14 protein-coding genes are annotated in these 15,881 nt (G+C 33.4%); 12 read left to right on the forward strand and 2 right to left on the reverse strand.

Annotated elements, in window-relative coordinates; genetic code table 11:
* Window positions 1-166: 166 nt before the first annotated feature.
* Entirely contained in the window at window positions 167-1,870 is a 1,704-nt protein-coding gene (gene lysS / locus ASD98_RS12835; protein WP_056205304.1) for a lysine--tRNA ligase, read from the reverse strand.
* A gap of 325 nt (window positions 1,871-2,195) precedes the next feature.
* Here lysS and ASD98_RS12840 point away from each other — a divergent pair, with 325 nt between their 5' ends.
* The 9 genes from ASD98_RS12840 (at window position 2,196) to ASD98_RS12880 (ending at window position 11,022) form a co-directional block, all read left to right on the forward strand.
* A complete protein-coding gene (locus ASD98_RS12840; RefSeq protein ID WP_056205307.1) occupies window positions 2,196-2,921 on the forward strand; it encodes a hypothetical protein in 726 nt (241 codons plus the stop codon).
* A gap of 61 nt (window positions 2,922-2,982) precedes the next feature.
* Complete coding sequence (locus tag ASD98_RS12845) at window positions 2,983-3,786, forward strand: hypothetical protein (RefSeq protein WP_128414831.1); 804 nt, start codon at window positions 2,983-2,985, stop codon at window positions 3,784-3,786.
* 67 nt (window positions 3,787-3,853) lie between these two features.
* Window positions 3,854-4,609, forward strand: coding sequence for a hypothetical protein (locus ASD98_RS12850; protein ID WP_056205312.1), 756 nt, complete (start codon window positions 3,854-3,856; stop codon window positions 4,607-4,609).
* A gap of 5 nt (window positions 4,610-4,614) precedes the next feature.
* Complete coding sequence (gene lipB / locus ASD98_RS12855; protein WP_056205314.1) at window positions 4,615-5,316, forward strand: lipoyl(octanoyl) transferase LipB; 702 nt, start codon at window positions 4,615-4,617, stop codon at window positions 5,314-5,316.
* A 23-nt stretch (window positions 5,317-5,339) separates the two neighbouring features.
* Entirely contained in the window at window positions 5,340-6,158 is an 819-nt protein-coding gene (locus tag ASD98_RS12860) for an AraC family transcriptional regulator (protein WP_056205317.1), read from the forward strand.
* A gap of 79 nt (window positions 6,159-6,237) precedes the next feature.
* Window positions 6,238-6,837, forward strand: a complete 600-nt coding sequence (locus ASD98_RS12865; RefSeq protein WP_056205320.1) for an NAD(P)H-dependent oxidoreductase — start codon at window positions 6,238-6,240, stop codon at window positions 6,835-6,837.
* A gap of 171 nt (window positions 6,838-7,008) precedes the next feature.
* Window positions 7,009-7,863: a nuclear transport factor 2 family protein gene (locus tag ASD98_RS12870; RefSeq protein WP_082577842.1), complete on the forward strand. Its 855-nt coding sequence runs from the start codon at window positions 7,009-7,011 to the stop codon at window positions 7,861-7,863.
* Between the two features lie 133 nt (window positions 7,864-7,996).
* Window positions 7,997-8,578 carry a Crp/Fnr family transcriptional regulator gene (locus ASD98_RS12875; protein WP_199866294.1) on the forward strand — a complete coding sequence of 194 codons (582 nt, stop codon included), beginning with the start codon at window positions 7,997-7,999 and terminating at the stop codon, window positions 8,576-8,578.
* A 68-nt stretch (window positions 8,579-8,646) separates the two neighbouring features.
* Window positions 8,647-11,022 carry a carboxypeptidase-like regulatory domain-containing protein gene (locus ASD98_RS12880; RefSeq protein ID WP_056205326.1) on the forward strand — a complete coding sequence of 792 codons (2,376 nt, stop codon included), beginning with the start codon at window positions 8,647-8,649 and terminating at the stop codon, window positions 11,020-11,022.
* Between the two features lie 70 nt (window positions 11,023-11,092).
* Here the strand turns inward: ASD98_RS12880 and ASD98_RS12885 are convergent, their stop codons facing one another.
* Entirely contained in the window at window positions 11,093-11,752 is a 660-nt protein-coding gene (locus ASD98_RS12885; protein WP_056205329.1) for a ribonuclease HII, read from the reverse strand.
* A gap of 170 nt (window positions 11,753-11,922) precedes the next feature.
* Between ASD98_RS12885 and ASD98_RS12890 the strand changes: the two genes are divergently transcribed.
* The 3 genes from ASD98_RS12890 (at window position 11,923) to ASD98_RS12900 (ending at window position 15,878) form a co-directional block, all read left to right on the forward strand.
* The gene (locus ASD98_RS12890) at window positions 11,923-13,902 is read left to right on the forward strand and encodes a putative porin (protein ID WP_056205331.1); all 1,980 of its coding nucleotides are present in this window, start codon (window positions 11,923-11,925) and stop codon (window positions 13,900-13,902) included.
* Between the two features lie 51 nt (window positions 13,903-13,953).
* Window positions 13,954-15,315, forward strand: coding sequence for a pyridoxal-phosphate dependent enzyme (locus tag ASD98_RS12895; protein ID WP_056205332.1), 1,362 nt, complete (start codon window positions 13,954-13,956; stop codon window positions 15,313-15,315).
* Between the two features lie 80 nt (window positions 15,316-15,395).
* Complete coding sequence (locus ASD98_RS12900; protein WP_056205334.1) at window positions 15,396-15,878, forward strand: 3'-5' exonuclease; 483 nt, start codon at window positions 15,396-15,398, stop codon at window positions 15,876-15,878.
* The last annotated feature ends 3 nt before the right edge of the window (window positions 15,879-15,881 follow it).

Below are 15,881 nucleotides of genomic sequence, written 5' to 3' on the forward strand. Positions count from 1 at the left end.
ATGCACGCAAAGATATTCCGTAGAGACGTACAGCAGTGCGTCTACGCAATATAATTCGACAACAATAAGGCATAAAAAAACAAACCCGACAGGTTCTTAAAACCTGCCGGGTTGAATATTAGTTAATTTTTGGAATTTGGAATTTCCAAAATTGGATTTTTAAAAATTACTCCACCAATTCCACAGTTTTAAACTCTCCGTCAACGACAACTTTAGTCAAACCATGTTTAGATAAATTTTTCATAGACGCATCCCATTTTTTACCGCTTAAGTTAGCTGTAACTTTTAGCTGCGCTAATTCCATTTTATTTTCGTTTCCTTTCAATAAAGTAATGATTACTTTTTCTTCTTCAGAAAGTTCGATCTGAGCTTGTTTTTTCTCCGGACGCATTTGTGGGAACAATAAAACTTCCTGAATAGAAGCATTATTTGTTAAATACATAATCAAACGATCCATACCAATTCCCATTCCAGAAGTTGGAGGCATACCGTATTCAAGAGCTCTTAAGAAATCTTCGTCGATAATACCATTTGCTTCATCATCACCTTTTTCAGATAAACGCATTTGATCTTCAAAACGCTCACGCTGATCAATTGGGTCGTTTAATTCAGAATAAGCATTTGCGATTTCTTTACCGCAAACCATTAATTCAAAACGCTCTGTAAGTTCAGGGTTGTCGCGGTGTTCTTTACACAAAGGCGACATTTCTTTAGGATAATCAGTAATGAAAGTTGGCTGAATATAATTTCCTTCGCATTTTGCTCCAAAAATTTCATCAATCAATTTTCCTCTACCCATTGTTTTATCAACATCAATTCCCATTCCTCTTGCAGCTTCAAACAATTCGTCTTCATTTTTTCCAGAAATATCAAAACCAGTAAAATGTTTGATAGAATCTGTCATTGTAACACGTGCATAAGGTGCTTTAAAGTTGATTTTGTGCTCACCAAAAGTAACTTCGCTTGTACCATTTACCGCAATGGCACAATGTTCAAGCAATCCTTCCGCAAATTCCATCATCCAGTTGTAGTCTTTGTAAGCTACATATATTTCCATTGCAGTAAATTCAGGATTATGCGTTCTGTCCATACCTTCATTACGGAAGTTTTTAGAGAACTCATAAACACCTTCAAATCCACCAACAATTAATCTTTTTAAATACAATTCGTTTGCAATACGCATATAAAGCGGAATATCAAGCGAATTATGGTGCGTGATAAACGGACGTGCCGCAGCTCCACCCGGAATTGGCTGTAAAACCGGAGTTTCAACTTCAATATAACCGGCGTCATTAAAATAACCACGCATTGCGTTAAATAACTTAGTACGTTTGATGAAAGTATCTTTAACGTGTTGATTTACCGTTAAATCTACATAACGCATTCTGTAACGTAACTCTGCATCATTAAAGGCATCGTGTACGTTTCCTTCTTCATCAACTTTTGGTAAAGGAAGCGGGCGTAATGTTTTACTCAAGAAAGTAAATCCGCTTACACGGATACATTTTGCGCCAACTTGTGTAGTAAACAATTCACCTTCAATACCAATAAAGTCACCTAAATCAGTTAATTTTTTAAATACCTGGTTGTATAAAGTTTTATCGTCACCTTCACACAAAACATCGCGATTCACGTACAATTGAATACGTCCTTCGCTATCCTGTAATTCAGCAAAACAAGCTTTTCCCTGATCTCTCACGCTCATCAAACGACCCGCAACGATAACCTTCTTACCTTCTTCAAATGACTCCTTTATTTGCTTAGAAGTATGATTTACAGGAAAAAGATTAGCTGGATAAGGATTGATTCCCAGACTGCGTAAGTTTTGAAGTTTTTCTCTTCTGATGATTTCTTGTTCTGATAATGCCATTTTGTGCTCTTTTTTTAAGTGTGCAAAGATAAAGAAAAGAATGTAGATTTTAGAATGCAGGTTTTAGATTTTTTGCAATAGCAATTTATTGTATTTCAATCTTTAAAATGAATGGAGAAATGGCTGGGAAGATTAATAAAAAACGAATAAAAAATGGACGGAGTGAAATCCGTCTCTACAATATATTCCGTTCCTACGGAACTCTTTTGCATAAAATTCCGAAAGAATGATTTATATTATAGCAACGGATTTTAATCCGTTGAATGGTTGTAAGAAATTAAATTAAAAACTCAGTATCTTAGCAACTTAGAACCTTTCAAAAAAAATGAAATACCTATCAGCCTTTCTATTTCTAATTTTACTGACAAGCTGCCAAATTACTGAAACGATTACAATTAATCCTGATGGAGGCGGGGATATCAAAATGGAGCAGCTTCGCGAAGAAAATAGTTATATGCAGCTGGCTGGAGAAATGTACGGACGCGAAAATGTGTTTGAGGATACAACTTATGTTTTTAAGGAATATATCAAAAAATACAATGAAACCTTTTTAAAATATACGCCCGAAGAACAAAAGCTGTTTCAGAAATATACCAATGTAAAAGAGCAGCTTAAAAAGAGTTCTTTTGAGAAAGAATTTCGAGATGTATTTTCACTTCACTTTAATAAAGTTTCTGAAATTCCGGATTTGTATAAAACAGAAGATTATGCAGATGATCTTGAAAATAATTATGCCTTAACTGCAGAAACTCATTATTACAAGATTTCATATGATTTTGATGGAAAAATTTTTAAACGCTCTGTTTCGATTATTAATGCAGAAGAACTGCAAAAGGCGAAAGATGGATATAAAAACTATGAATCTAAATACGGTAATTTAAAATTAGTACAGACTTATACTTTAAAATATAGTTTTCCTCAAAAAATAAAATCAGTTTCAAATGATAAATCGGTTATCAGTTCTGATAAAAAATCTTTAAGCTTAGAATTTCAGCTTTCTGATTGTTTACGAGATCCTGAAATTACAAATCTGGAAGTGGTTTTAGAATAAAAACTTCAAATAATTTTTTAAAAGAAAGTATCTTCGTCGCAAATCAACCTAAATATAAAATATGAAAAAAATTCTACTTTGTTTCCTTGTCTTATTATGTATTTCAAGTTGTACCCTTAAGGAAAAGATGATTATGAATGATGATGGATCAGGAACTTTCTCGTACGGATTTGATATGTCACCGATGTTTAAACTGGGAATGAAAAAAAGTGATTCTACAAAAATCAACAAAGTGGTGGATACTTCTTTTACCTTCAAAGAAGTGTTTGCCAAAATAAAAGACAGCATCTCCAAATTACCAGGAGCAGACAAAGAAAAAATTGAGATGCTGGAGAAAGAAAAAGAAAAACTTAAAATTTTGGAAAATTTTAAAGTCAGCTTAAAAATTAATGAGGAAAAACAAGTGTTCGAGTATAATATGGCATTCGATTTTCCTAGTGTAACGGGTTTTCAAAATCTTGCAACACCAGCCGAAAGCTTAGAAGCGCTGGCTGCTACAGACAAAAAACGATTAGGGGCTTTTAGTGCTGTTCCAAAGCCGGAAGAAAAAGCGAGTGCTTCAATTTTTTATGATGGCAAGGTTTTTATTAAAACGATCACGCCTTCTAAAGAAGATAAAAAAGTTAAAAAGAAAAAAGAAGAAAAGAAAGAAAAAAATGACGATCCATTCTCAAAAAAAATGGACGATATGCTCAAAGAGTGTAAATACATTGCTGAATATCATTTTCCTAAGAAGATTAAAACCGTTTCAATCAAAAACGCTGTAATAGCAGCAGACAGAAGAAGTTTTACTGTCGAAATTCCTCTGGGAAATATGCAGGAAAGCAATGTAGATTTTGGTTTTAAAGTAGAATTTGAACAATAATCTGATATTTTCAATAAAACTTATTTTTAAAATAGTCTTTGTATCTTTGATAAAAAATTATACTACGATGAAATTATACAAACTACTTAGTTTTTCTTTTTTAATCGCAACCTTAACAAGCTGCACTTTCACCGAAAATATTTATATAAACGATAACGGAAGCGGAAAATTCTCTGTAGACATGGATGGTTCTGCATTGATGGAAATGGCGGGTGACCAAATTGGAAGCCAGATGGGAGCCGATGCCAAAAAAGACATCGATTCGACTTTTACCTTCAAACAATTATTTGCAGAAAAAAAAGACAGCATCGCAAAAATGTCTCCAGAAGCACAGCAAGAAATTAAAAAACTCGAAAATTTTGTAGTGCATACCAAAATGAGCGCTGAGAAAAAACAGTTTTTAATGACACTGGAAACTGATTTTAAAAGTGTAAACGAGCTTCAGGATATTTTGCAAACGGCAAGTACACTTCAAAAATTAGAAGGCGGCGCAGCTGTGGCAAGTCCGATGGGAAGCGGTTTTGGAAACAATAACAGTAAACTAAGCTATACTTACGACGGAAAGAAATTTACCCGAAAAGCAATAATCGATCAGCAAAAACTTGCAGAAGTAAAAAAAGATTCGGCAGCAGATATGTCTAAAATGATGTTTGCTTCATCCAACTATATTATCAAATATCACTTTCCGAAGAAAATAAAAAAAGTATCAAACCCGAATGCTTTATTCAGTGACGATAGAAAATCAATTACAATTCAATACACTTTCACGGATTATATGGAGAATCCTGACAAACTTAACTTTGAAGTTGAGTTTGAAAAATAATTAAAATGAATACAAAAATTCAACTGCAAGATCTTGGAAACCGAGATTATAAATTGACTTGGGAATATCAGGAACAACTTTTTCAGGATATTGTCGACTTAAAAATCAAAAACAGAAGAGAAGAACTTGACTTGCCAACACCAAATTATTTGTTGTTTGTTGAGCATCCGCATGTTTATACTTTGGGCAAAAGCGGCGATTTTGAAAACTTATTAATAAACGAAAAACAGCTCGAAGCAAAAGGAGCAAGTTTTTATAAAATCAATCGCGGCGGTGATATTACGTATCACGGGCCGGGACAAATTGTTGGATATCCCATTCTTGACTTAGAAAATTTCTTCACCGACATTCATAAATATCTGCGTTTTCTGGAAGAAGCGATGATTCTAACTTTGGCAGAATACGGTTTAGAGTCGGGCAGGAGCGAGGGCGAAACCGGGGTCTGGCTTGGCGTTGGAACTCCGTTTGCACGTAAGATCTGTGCAATGGGCGTTCGCGCTTCACGCTGGGTTACCATGCACGGATTTGCTTTAAACGTAAATGTCGATTTAGGCTATTTTGATAATATTATTCCATGTGGAATTCGCGGAAAAGGCGTTACATCCTTAAACGTAGAACTTGGCGTAGAAAAAGTTGATGAAGATGAAGTAAAGTCTAAAATCATCAAACATGTAGCTAATTTATTTGAAGCTGAGTTTATTAAATAAGCTTCTAAAAAAAATATTATAGTATGGAAAATGCTGAAGAAAATAACAATTACAGAATTGCGGTTCCTTCAGCATTTGAAACTGTTTTTTCGCATTTTTATTTTGCCGAAAATAAAACGGAATTTCCCATCACAAAAACCTTATTACCAAGTTTTCAAACCATTCTGGCTTTTAACTTCGGAACAAAATCCTCTTTAAAATCACAGCAGAATACTTTTTTAGAAGTTGAAAAATGCATTGTTTTAGGTCCAATCAAACAAGCTTTTGATTACACTTTAGAACCGGGTTCACAGATTTTAGTTGCTAATTTTAAAGAAGATGCTTTTTACAGATTCTTTGGCAATGCACTTTTTGATTCATTGCCCATTCATCCCGATGATTTAATTAATGAAAACTGTTTTACCCTTTTATGGGAAGAACTCACAAAAATTTCTGGCACAAAAGAACGTGTCGATTATATTTTAGATTTCTGCAAACCCTATTTGCGGGAACAAAATACGATTACCACCCTTTTAAACGATTTTCAGAATGAGAATTTAAACCCAATAAAAGCGATTGCTTCGCAGATCAACCAAACCGAAAGAAATATTCAGCTCAATCAAAAAAAGGTTTTTGGATATTCGATTAAAGAAGCCAATCGGTATGAAAGGTTTTTAAAAGCGGTGAATCAAATTCAAAAAAATATAATAAACGAGTTAAAAATAGATTGGTTAACAATTGTTGATGAATGCGGTTATTATGATCAAAGCCAGCTCATTCACGACTTTAAATATTATATGAATATTTCGCCAACGAAGTTTCTCAAATTTCAAAGCGACATTTGCAGTTCAAAACGGCAATAAAGGCGATTTCGTTTTCTTACAATTACTGCCAAAACCTGTGTTATACATTTGTCATGTTCAATCTTTAAAAATAGAAAACATGAAAAATTTAATTATTTACGCACATCCAAACGAAGCAAGTTTAAACCATTTCTTTAAAAACACAATTGTAGAAGCTTTAGAAAAATCAGGACAGGAAATTGTGGTTCGCGATTTAAACGAAATCAATTTTAATCCGGTTCTTTCGTTGCAGGATATGCAGGGGCAAAGAATGGGACAAGTTGCCGAAGATATCAAAACAGAACAGGATTTTATTTCGTGGGCAGATCAGATTGTTTTTGTTTACCCAATTTGGTGGACGGGTATGCCGGCTATTATGAAAGGTTATATTGACCGTGTTTTCAGTTACGGATTTGCGTATCGATACGATCAGGGTATTCAAAAAGGTTTGCTGACAGGAAAACAAACTATTATTGTAAACTCTCACGGAAAATCAAATGCTGAATATGAGAGTCTGGGAATGGACAAAGCTTTGGAATTAACTTCAGATACCGGAATTTTTAAGTATTGCGGATTAGAAATCAAACAGCATTTTTATTTTGATAAGGCAGACAGAGCTTCGGAAGAAAGCGTTTTAGAATGGGAAAATGAACTTAAAAATACTTTTAAACTGACCGATGAAGTTTCTGTTTTTCAATAGAAATTTAATTTTCAAAAGAATAATTGCAAAAAATCTAAAAATGGTCAGCTAAGAACCCGGATTTTAAAATTGATAGCAAATTGCAGCAATATCGTGGTTTTCTAATGTTTTTATGGTAAATTTGGTTTTATACTTTAATATAAGCTTTAACTAAATCTAATCTAACAACTTATGAGAAAAATCTACTTTGTATGTTTCCTATTTATGCTTAATGGTCTTTTTGCTCAAAAGAAGGATAAATTAAATCCGATTGCAGTTTATGAAAAAGTCTGGCAGGAGAAAAATAGTGATGCAAGATTAAAACTGATAAAAACAATCTGGCTGGACGACAGTACTTTTGAAGATCCTTCGGCTTCTATAAAAGGTCAGGCTGCCTTAAATAATGTCATAAATGAGTTTTATAAAAAGTTTCCTGATGCTGTATTAACATCGGGGGCAAAAGTTGTAAAAGACAATTATGTAAGCTGGGATTGGAAAATTATTGATGCAAAGAAAAAAGAACCTATAATGGGAGGCCGTGATTTTGCCCGATTGAATGGTAAAGGGCAGGTAAGCAAAATTATTGGTTTTTGGAATACAGATGTGACTTTGTCTGATGCTGAAGTTTTGCAAAATCTCGAAGCTGATAATTATAAAGTTGTAGCGCAATATTATGATTGTCTTTTTAAAACCAGGGATTTTATAAAAATAGCAGCATTAATTGAAGATGGCGCAGTTTATAGCCAGGCAGAAGGACTGCCTTACGGCGGAACCTATGTTGGTTTTAATGAATGGACGAAAATGTACGCAAAATCGACTGAGTTTTTTGATTTAGAAATTGAGAAAGAACCGGTTTATTCTAGCGATGCGTCTAAAAATGAAGTTGTCATTTATTTTACAATAAAATGCAAAGCAAAAAAATCTGGTAAATCGCTTTCAATGCCTATTTCAGAACATTTTGATTTAAAAAATGGAAAAATTACAGCAATTCGACCATTTTATTTTGATACCAAACAGTTTGCCGAATTCTTAAAAAGCAGAAAATAACATACGGGAAGTTAAATGACTGCATAATATGTTATGTTTCTGTTTATTAAAGTTTTTAGTGCAATTTTTTCCGATAGTTTAAGTTATTTATTTTAACAACCAAAAACTATTTTATTTCTAAAACCTTGATATCATGGAATGTGTTATTACAGATTTATCCCGAATGATAGAATTTAATGAAGCCGAAAGTTTGGCTTTTGAAAACATACTTCGCTTTAAAACAGTCAAAAAAAACGAACATCTTTTGGTAGAAGGAGATATTTGCAATTTCGGAATTTTTATTGCTGAGGGCAGTATTCGTTATTATTATTTGGTTGACGGCGTAGAATCAACCGGAAATTTCTTTTTTGAAAACGATTGGTATTCAGATTTTGAAAGTTTTTTATACGGCAAACCTACTTTATTAAATATTGAAGCTCTCGAAGATTCGGTGGTTTATTTAGCCTACAAAGAAGATTTTGAAAAATTAGTTTTAGAATATCCTGTTTTTAATTCTTTCCTGAGAATTATGATGGAACGTACCATAAAAGGTTTAACGGGAAGAAATATGGCAATGTCATTATTATCTCCCGAAGAACGTTATCTGCATTTCGTAAAATACTGCCCAAAAGTGGTCGAAAGGGTTTCCTTAAAATATATTGCCAGTTATTTAGGAATACAGCCCGAAAGTTTGAGCCGAATCAGGACCCGAATTACTTTAAGCAGCAAATCTTAACCGAAGTCAATTTTTAAGAAATCTCAGCATTCTATTTTTGCTTTTATAACCAATAAAGCAAAAATAAAATGAAGAATATACTATCAATTGTCTTAAGCCTTTTAGGCTTGATTTCCTATGCTCAGACGGGCGTTGTGAGAGGAAAAATAATTGACAAGCAATCTGAAAAACCTATCGTCGGAGCCATTATTTCTTTAGCCGGAGATGAAAGCATTCAAACAGAATCTGACACAGAAGGAAGTTTTAGGTTAATCAATATTCCGCTTGGGAGGCAGAGCATTAATATAAGTTTTGCGGGATATGAAAACACTTCAGTTTCAGATCTTGATGTTACAACCGGAAAAGATAACCTGCTGACTGTTTCGCTGATTGAAAAGTTTAATACACTTGATGAAATCGTGGTAACATCTGGAACTAACAAAGCAAAGCCGTTAAACAAAATGGCATTGGTTTCGACAAAACAATTTACTACAGAAGAAGTAACAAGATTTGCGGGCGGACGAAGTGACGTGGCACGCTTGGTTTCTAATTTTGCCGGAGTTTCTACCGGAGACGACAGCCGAAATGATATTGTTGTGAGAGGAAATTCTCCATCCGGAATGTTATGGAGAATTGAAGGAATGCCAGTTCCAAGTCCGAATCACTTTTCTACTTTAGGAACAACGGGTGGGCCAGTTTCGGCATTAAATCCAAACCTTTTAGCAAATTCTGATTTCCTGACTTCGGCTTTTCCTGCAGAATATGGAAACGCAATTGCGGGTGTTTTTGATTTAGGTTTTAGAAAAGGAAATCCAGACGAATACGAATATATGATTAGTGCCGGAGCTTATCCGGGATTAGAGTTTATGGCTGAAGGACCGCTGGGTAAAAAAGGCGGATCGTTTGTTGCCGCAGCAAGGTATGGTTTTGTAGGCATTACCGGATTAGCCGGAACTGATGCACAACCCAATTACAGTGATATTAGTTTTAATGTTGATTTTGGAAAAAGTAAATTGGGAAATTTTTCTGTTTTTGGAATTTACGGCGTTTCTGATATTGATTTTCTGGGCGATAAAATCGACAAAGAAGACCCTTTTGCAGCGCAGGACGAAGACAGTTATGTGACTTCTGGTTTTGCTTCTTTCGGATTAAAACACAATTTAGAGATTGGATCAAAATCGTATCTTAAAACCATTGTTGGTTATTCGAATGCCAATAATTCGTATAAAAATTACCGATATTACAATTATGATACACCAACCGAAAATAGACTTCCATTTTCGGATATTAAAAACGATGAAAACCGATTTACTTTTTCGACTTTATTTAATTCTAAAATCAATAAAAAAATCACTTTTAGAGCTGGATTATTGTATGAAAATTATACGCTTGATGCAAAAATGTCTTCAAGAGACAGACAGCAGGATTCTGACTGGGATGGATTTCCAGATTTTGTTCCGTTAATTAATAACAACGGAAATTATAATGTCGTACAGCCGTTTGCGCAGGGGCAATTCCGCTTGACGGAAAAATTAACTTTCAACGCGGGAATTCACGGGCAGTATTTTTCAATTAATGAGCAGTTTGTTTTTGAACCAAGAACAGCTTTATCATATGCCTTAAATCCTAAAAACACCGTAAGTTTTGGTTTCGGAATTCACCATCAAAGTGTTCCCGTTCCTATTTTATTTTTGAATGAATTTGTAAATGGAACTCAGGTTCAAACCAATAAAAATCTGGATTTAGTACAAAGCCAGCATTATGTTTTAGGTTATGATGTTCGTTTGGCCAATAAATGGCGCGGAAAAGTCGAATTATATTATCAGGATATTAGCAAAGCTGCGGTCGAATCTTTTCCAAGCAGTTATTCTTCTTTAACTGAAGGCGCAGATTTTGGCTATTCTATCGATAAAACTTCTTTGGTAAGTAAAGGAACCGGATTTAATAAGGGAATTGAATTTACGGTTGAAAAGTTTTTTAGCGAAGGCTATTATGCATTATTCACCACTTCTCTTTTTGAAAGTAAATATAAAGGAAGCGACAATATCGAGCGAAATTCTCCTTTTAATAATGGTTACGTAATCAATCTTTTAGGAGGAAAAGAGTTTAAAGTTGGCAAAGCAAAAAGAAATGTATTTTCAATCGATACCAAATTTACAACAGCGGGCGGACGTTATTATACACCTGTTGATTTAGCAGCATCAAATAATGCAGGTTATGAAATTAGAGACGATGCAAATGCTTTCAGCAAGCAATATGATGCGTATTTGAGACTGGATGTAAAATTCGGAATCAAATTAAACAGTAAAACCAAGAAGAGATTTCATCAATTTTATATCGATCTTCAAAACGTAACCAATAATACAAACGTGTTTACAAGAGAATATAACAGATTAACAAACAGCGTAAATCAAAAAGATCAAATTGGTTTTTCCCCGGATTTTGGATATAAATTTCAGTTTTAGTTAAGAATGTCTTGCGGCAGATTTTTAAAACAAAAAAGGCTTATCAATTTAGATAAGCCTTTTTTATTCTTCAAAAATTAAGTTCTAATTGGTCTGGCAGAAGCCTGAAACTCATTCTATGGTATTTTGTTGGTCCATATTTTCTAATGGCTTCGCGATGTTCTTTTGTTGGATAACCTTTATTTTGTTTCCAGTTGTACATAGGGAATTCTTCGTGAATTTGATCCATATATTCGTCACGATATGTTTTTGCCAAAACAGAAGCCGCGGCAATACTAAGGAATTTTGCATCGCCTTTTATAATACTTTGATTAGGAATTGATTTTAATAACGCAATTTCTTCCTTAGAAAACTGTCTTCCAAAAGTATTTTTTAGACCAAGTTTTGCATTTAGAGAACGGTTTCCGTCAACAATAATATATTCAGGAACATGTTTTAGTTTTAAAATACATTCCTGCATTCCTTTCATCGAAGCATTAAGGATATTTATTTCGTCAATTTCATCTGGAAATAAATGCGTTACAGCAAAACAAACAGCGTGTTTTTCGATAATTGGTTTTAAAAAAAACCTCATTTTTTCAGACAATTGTTTACTGTCATTTAAAACTTCGTGTTCAAAATCTGCGGGCAGAATTATGGCTGCAGCAGTTACCGGGCCTGCAAGACAGCCGCGGCCGGCCTCGTCAGTTCCAGTTTCTAAAACAAATCCTGAGAAATTTTTTGCAAGCATTTTTTTGAAATTTAAAAGGCAAATAGTATAAAATTTTATACAAAAATATTCGTTTTCATACTGTCTGCCAAGGTAATTGTATAAATTGAAGTGTTTTTTTATTTATACATATTTATCTTTTACCTTTGCTCAACAAATTTTGTCGAAATAATTACATATAAAGCCATCAAATGAGAATATTCATTTTTCTATATCTATTAATTGTACCAGCATTATTGTTTTCTCAGGAAAAACCAAAACCAGCTTCTAAAAATAATTTAGATATGAATACGCAATATTCTAGTATAACAGATACTGTGAAAAAAAAGAAGGCAAAAATTGCAACGATAGATCAGTATCAAATTATTACGTTAGAACACGATACTATTTATGCCGATACGTCGCTGACAATAAAAAGTGCTTACAAGCAAAATCATCTTCGAAAAGATCTTTTTGGACTTTTAGAATTCTCTAATATTGGTCAGCCGTTGAATACATTGCAATATAGTTTAACGAGTTTTTCGCCGTATCCGGAAATTGGTTTTAGTGCCATGCATTCTAATTATATACAAGCAGACGAGGTTAGATATTACTCAGCTGCGACACCTTTTACAGAATTGTTTTTTAATACAACTATTAATAAAGGACAAAATGTTGACTCGTTCATCACGCTGAATGTTTCTAAAAATCTTAATTTTTCTATTGCATATAGAGGTTTACGATCAGAAGGAGATTATATAAACCAATTGGTAAGCGCCGGAAATTTTAGATTTACAACAAGTTACGCTACGACTAACAGAAGATATGCGTTGAATGCACATTATACGTATCAGGATAATTCGAATGAAGAAAACGGAGGAATTACAACTACGGAAGATTTTGAAAGCGACGATCCAGATTTTAAAAACCGTCAGCGTCTGCAGGTTTATTTAACAGATGCCAAGTCATTTTTAAAAGGAAGACGCTTGTTTTTTGATCACGCTTTTAGAATAAATCCTACACATGGAAACAACAATTTATATATAAACCATCAATTAAATTACGAAAATAAATTTTTCGAATACAACCAGCCAACAGTACTTTCTGTAGTTGACGGAATTGAAGATCCGGTAAAACGTTTTGGTGAATCGTATGTAACAAGTAATATAAACGACCAAACACATTTTGAAAGACTTTATAATAAAGTAGGACTGGCTTATGAAAATTCTCTTTTAGGAAAATTTAATTTTTTTGTTGATGATTACAGGTCTAATTATCAATACGATAAAATTATTATTTTTAAAGATGGCAGAATTATTCCTGATAATTTGTTTTTGCAGATTAATAATGTCGGCGGTCAGTATGAATATCAAAAAAATAAATGGAATGGTCGATTCTTGTACACAAGATCGATAACAAATCAATCGCTTTCTGATCTTGATGCAAAATTGCGTTATACATTAAACGATAAAATTCAGTTTGATTTTAGATATAGAAACATCAATAAACTGCCAAACAACAATTATAATTTGTACCAAAGCAGTTACGTATCATACAACTGGTCCAATGATTTTAAAAATGAAAAAATCAATTCATTAGGAGCCACCATTAATACGCCTTGGTTAAATGCTGAAGTTAATTATACTGTTTTAAATGATCATTTGTATTTTAAAGATGAATCGGATGCTGATGACGATGCAGTTAGAACGCAAATCATAAAACCGGCTCAATACGGAAATGCGATTAATTATTTAGAAATAAAGGCAAATAAAGAATTTAAATTTGGAAATTTTGCTTTAGACAACACACTTTTATATCAAAAAGTAGATCAATCAGACTTGATTTTAAATGTACCTGATTTTGTAACCAGAAATACACTTTATTATTCAAATTATTATTTCAAAAAAGCATTATATGCTCAGGCAGGAGTTGTGTTTAATTACTTTACAAAATATTATGCCAACGATTATAACCCGGTTATTGGGGAATTTTTTGTGCAGAATAAAAAAGAAATCGGGAATTATCCCACTTTTGATGTTTTCATAAATGCAAGAATTCGCCAGACACGTTTTTATGTAAAAGGAGAACATTTAAATGCTTTGTTTTCAAGTAGTAATTACTACTCTGCGCCTAATAATCCGTATCGTGATTTTGTAATCAGATTTGGTTTAGTATGGAATTTCTTCCAATAAAAAACAGATCGTAACTTTACTTAAAAAACCAAATATTAAATTTAAATAAAAATGGACTTTTCAAATAATATTTTAGAAACAATTGGTAATACGCCATTGGTAAAACTCAACAAAATTGTTGCTGAAATTGATGCGTTAGTACTAGCAAAAGTCGAAACTTTTAATCCTGGAAATTCTGTAAAAGACAGAATGGCTGTGAAAATGATTGAAGATGCCGAAGCTGACGGCCGACTTAAACCAGGCGGAACTATTATTGAAGGAACTTCTGGAAATACAGGAATGGGACTTGCTCTTGTTGCGATTATAAAAGGTTACAAATTGATTTGTGTAATCTCAGACAAACAGTCGAAAGAAAAAATGGATATTCTGCGTGCTGTTGGCGCAAAAGTAGTTGTTTGCCCTACAGATGTAGAACCTACTGATCCTCGTTCTTACTATTCAGTTTCAAAGCGTCTGGCGGAAGAAACACCAAATTCTTGGTATGTAAACCAATATGATAATTTGTCAAATTCATTAGCGCATTACGAACAGACCGGACCAGAAATCTGGAAACAGACAGAAGGTAAAATCACGCATTTTGTTGTAGGTGTTGGAACTGGCGGAACAATTTCCGGAGTTGGAAAATATTTAAAAGAGAAAAACCCAAACATCAAAATTTGGGGAATTGATACTTATGGTTCTGTTTTCAAAAAATACCACGAAACCGGAATTTTTGATGAAAACGAAATTTACTCTTATATAACAGAAGGAATAGGAGAAGATATTTTACCAAAAAATGTTGATTTTTCTCTAATTGATGGTTTTACGAAAGTGACCGATAAAGACGCTGCGGTTTATACAAGAAAGATTGCGATGGAAGAAGCCATTTTTGTTGGAAATTCTGCCGGAGCTTGTATAAAAGGTTTATTGCAACTGAAAGAACATTTTAAACCAGATGATGTTGTCGTGGTATTATTTCACGATTCAGGAAGCCGTTATGTTGGAAAGATGTTTAATGATGACTGGATGCGCGAGCGTGGATTCTTAGAAGAAAATGTTACTAAGGCAGAAGATGTTATCAAAGATCACATCGATAAAGAATTAATCGTTGTTCGTACAGAAGAATTAGTTTCGCATGCTATTGAGCGTATGCGTAAATATAAAATTTCGCAGATACCGGTTGTTGATATCAACGGATTTGTTGGTTCTGTAGATGAAACAGATTTGTTTAGAAGTTATGTTGCAGATAAAAACGTAGCCGAAAAACCAATTAAAGAAGTAATGGGAAAACCTTTCCCGATTGTAAAATTAGGAACTCCAATCGAAGAAGTTTCGAAATTATTTACAAAAGAAAATGATGCCGTTTTAGTTGATTTAGGAAACGGAAGCCATCATATTATTACTAAATATGATATTATTGGTTCGATAAAATAAGAACCTGTAAATAAATTTTATCCATAAATCTGATTGTGCTGCAATTAGGTTTATGGATTTTTATCTTTAAAAATACTTACATGAATTTTACGGCTATAGATTTTGAAACTGCAACGGGACATCATCCGTGTTCTGTGGGAATTGTTACTGTCGAAAACGGAATTATAGTGGATGAATTTGTTACTTTAATTAAACCGCCAAATAACGAATACAATCCGTTTACAATTCGTGTTCATGGCATTTATCCAAAAGATACTCTTAATGCAAAATCTTTTTTTCAGGTGTATCCAGAAATTGAGAAAAGATTGAAAAACAAGGTTGTGGTGGCACACAACGAAAGTTTTGACCGGAATGTTTTAATGAAGTCGATGTTGTTACATGGTTTGAATTATGAAGATTTAAATATTGCCTCAAAATGGGAATGTACAGTTAAAATTTATAAAGCAAAAGGTTTAAAGCCAACAAAATTAAGTGATTGCTGTCGTGAAATGAAAATACAGTTAAAGCACCATGAAGCACTTTCGGATGCAAGAGCTTGTGCTAAATTATATATGCTTAGATAAATA

Source organism: Flavobacterium sp. Root186 (genome assembly GCF_001428525.1).
In the GTDB taxonomy this organism is placed as follows: Bacteria; Bacteroidota; Bacteroidia; order Flavobacteriales; family Flavobacteriaceae; genus Flavobacterium.

Coding starts and splice junctions, on each gene's coding strand:
- ASD98_RS12865 (WP_056205320.1), top strand. CDS start 6,238: ATGAAAAATTTAATTATTTACGCACATCCAAACGAAGCAAGTTTAAAC.
- ASD98_RS12880 (WP_056205326.1), top strand. CDS start 8,647: ATGAAGAATATACTATCAATTGTCTTAAGCCTTTTAGGCTTGATTTCC.
- lysS (WP_056205304.1), bottom strand. CDS start 1,870: ATGGCATTATCAGAACAAGAAATCATCAGAAGAGAAAAACTTCAAAAC.
- ASD98_RS12850 (WP_056205312.1), top strand. CDS start 3,854: ATGAAATTATACAAACTACTTAGTTTTTCTTTTTTAATCGCAACCTTA.
- ASD98_RS12845 (WP_128414831.1), top strand. CDS start 2,983: ATGAAAAAAATTCTACTTTGTTTCCTTGTCTTATTATGTATTTCAAGT.
- ASD98_RS12895 (WP_056205332.1), top strand. CDS start 13,954: ATGGACTTTTCAAATAATATTTTAGAAACAATTGGTAATACGCCATTG.
- ASD98_RS12890 (WP_056205331.1), top strand. CDS start 11,923: ATGAGAATATTCATTTTTCTATATCTATTAATTGTACCAGCATTATTG.
- ASD98_RS12900 (WP_056205334.1), top strand. CDS start 15,396: ATGAATTTTACGGCTATAGATTTTGAAACTGCAACGGGACATCATCCG.
- ASD98_RS12870 (WP_082577842.1), top strand. CDS start 7,009: ATGAGAAAAATCTACTTTGTATGTTTCCTATTTATGCTTAATGGTCTT.
- ASD98_RS12875 (WP_199866294.1), top strand. CDS start 7,997: ATGGAATGTGTTATTACAGATTTATCCCGAATGATAGAATTTAATGAA.
- ASD98_RS12885 (WP_056205329.1), bottom strand. CDS start 11,752: ATGCTTGCAAAAAATTTCTCAGGATTTGTTTTAGAAACTGGAACTGAC.
- ASD98_RS12860 (WP_056205317.1), top strand. CDS start 5,340: ATGGAAAATGCTGAAGAAAATAACAATTACAGAATTGCGGTTCCTTCA.
- lipB (WP_056205314.1), top strand. CDS start 4,615: ATGAATACAAAAATTCAACTGCAAGATCTTGGAAACCGAGATTATAAA.
- ASD98_RS12840 (WP_056205307.1), top strand. CDS start 2,196: ATGAAATACCTATCAGCCTTTCTATTTCTAATTTTACTGACAAGCTGC.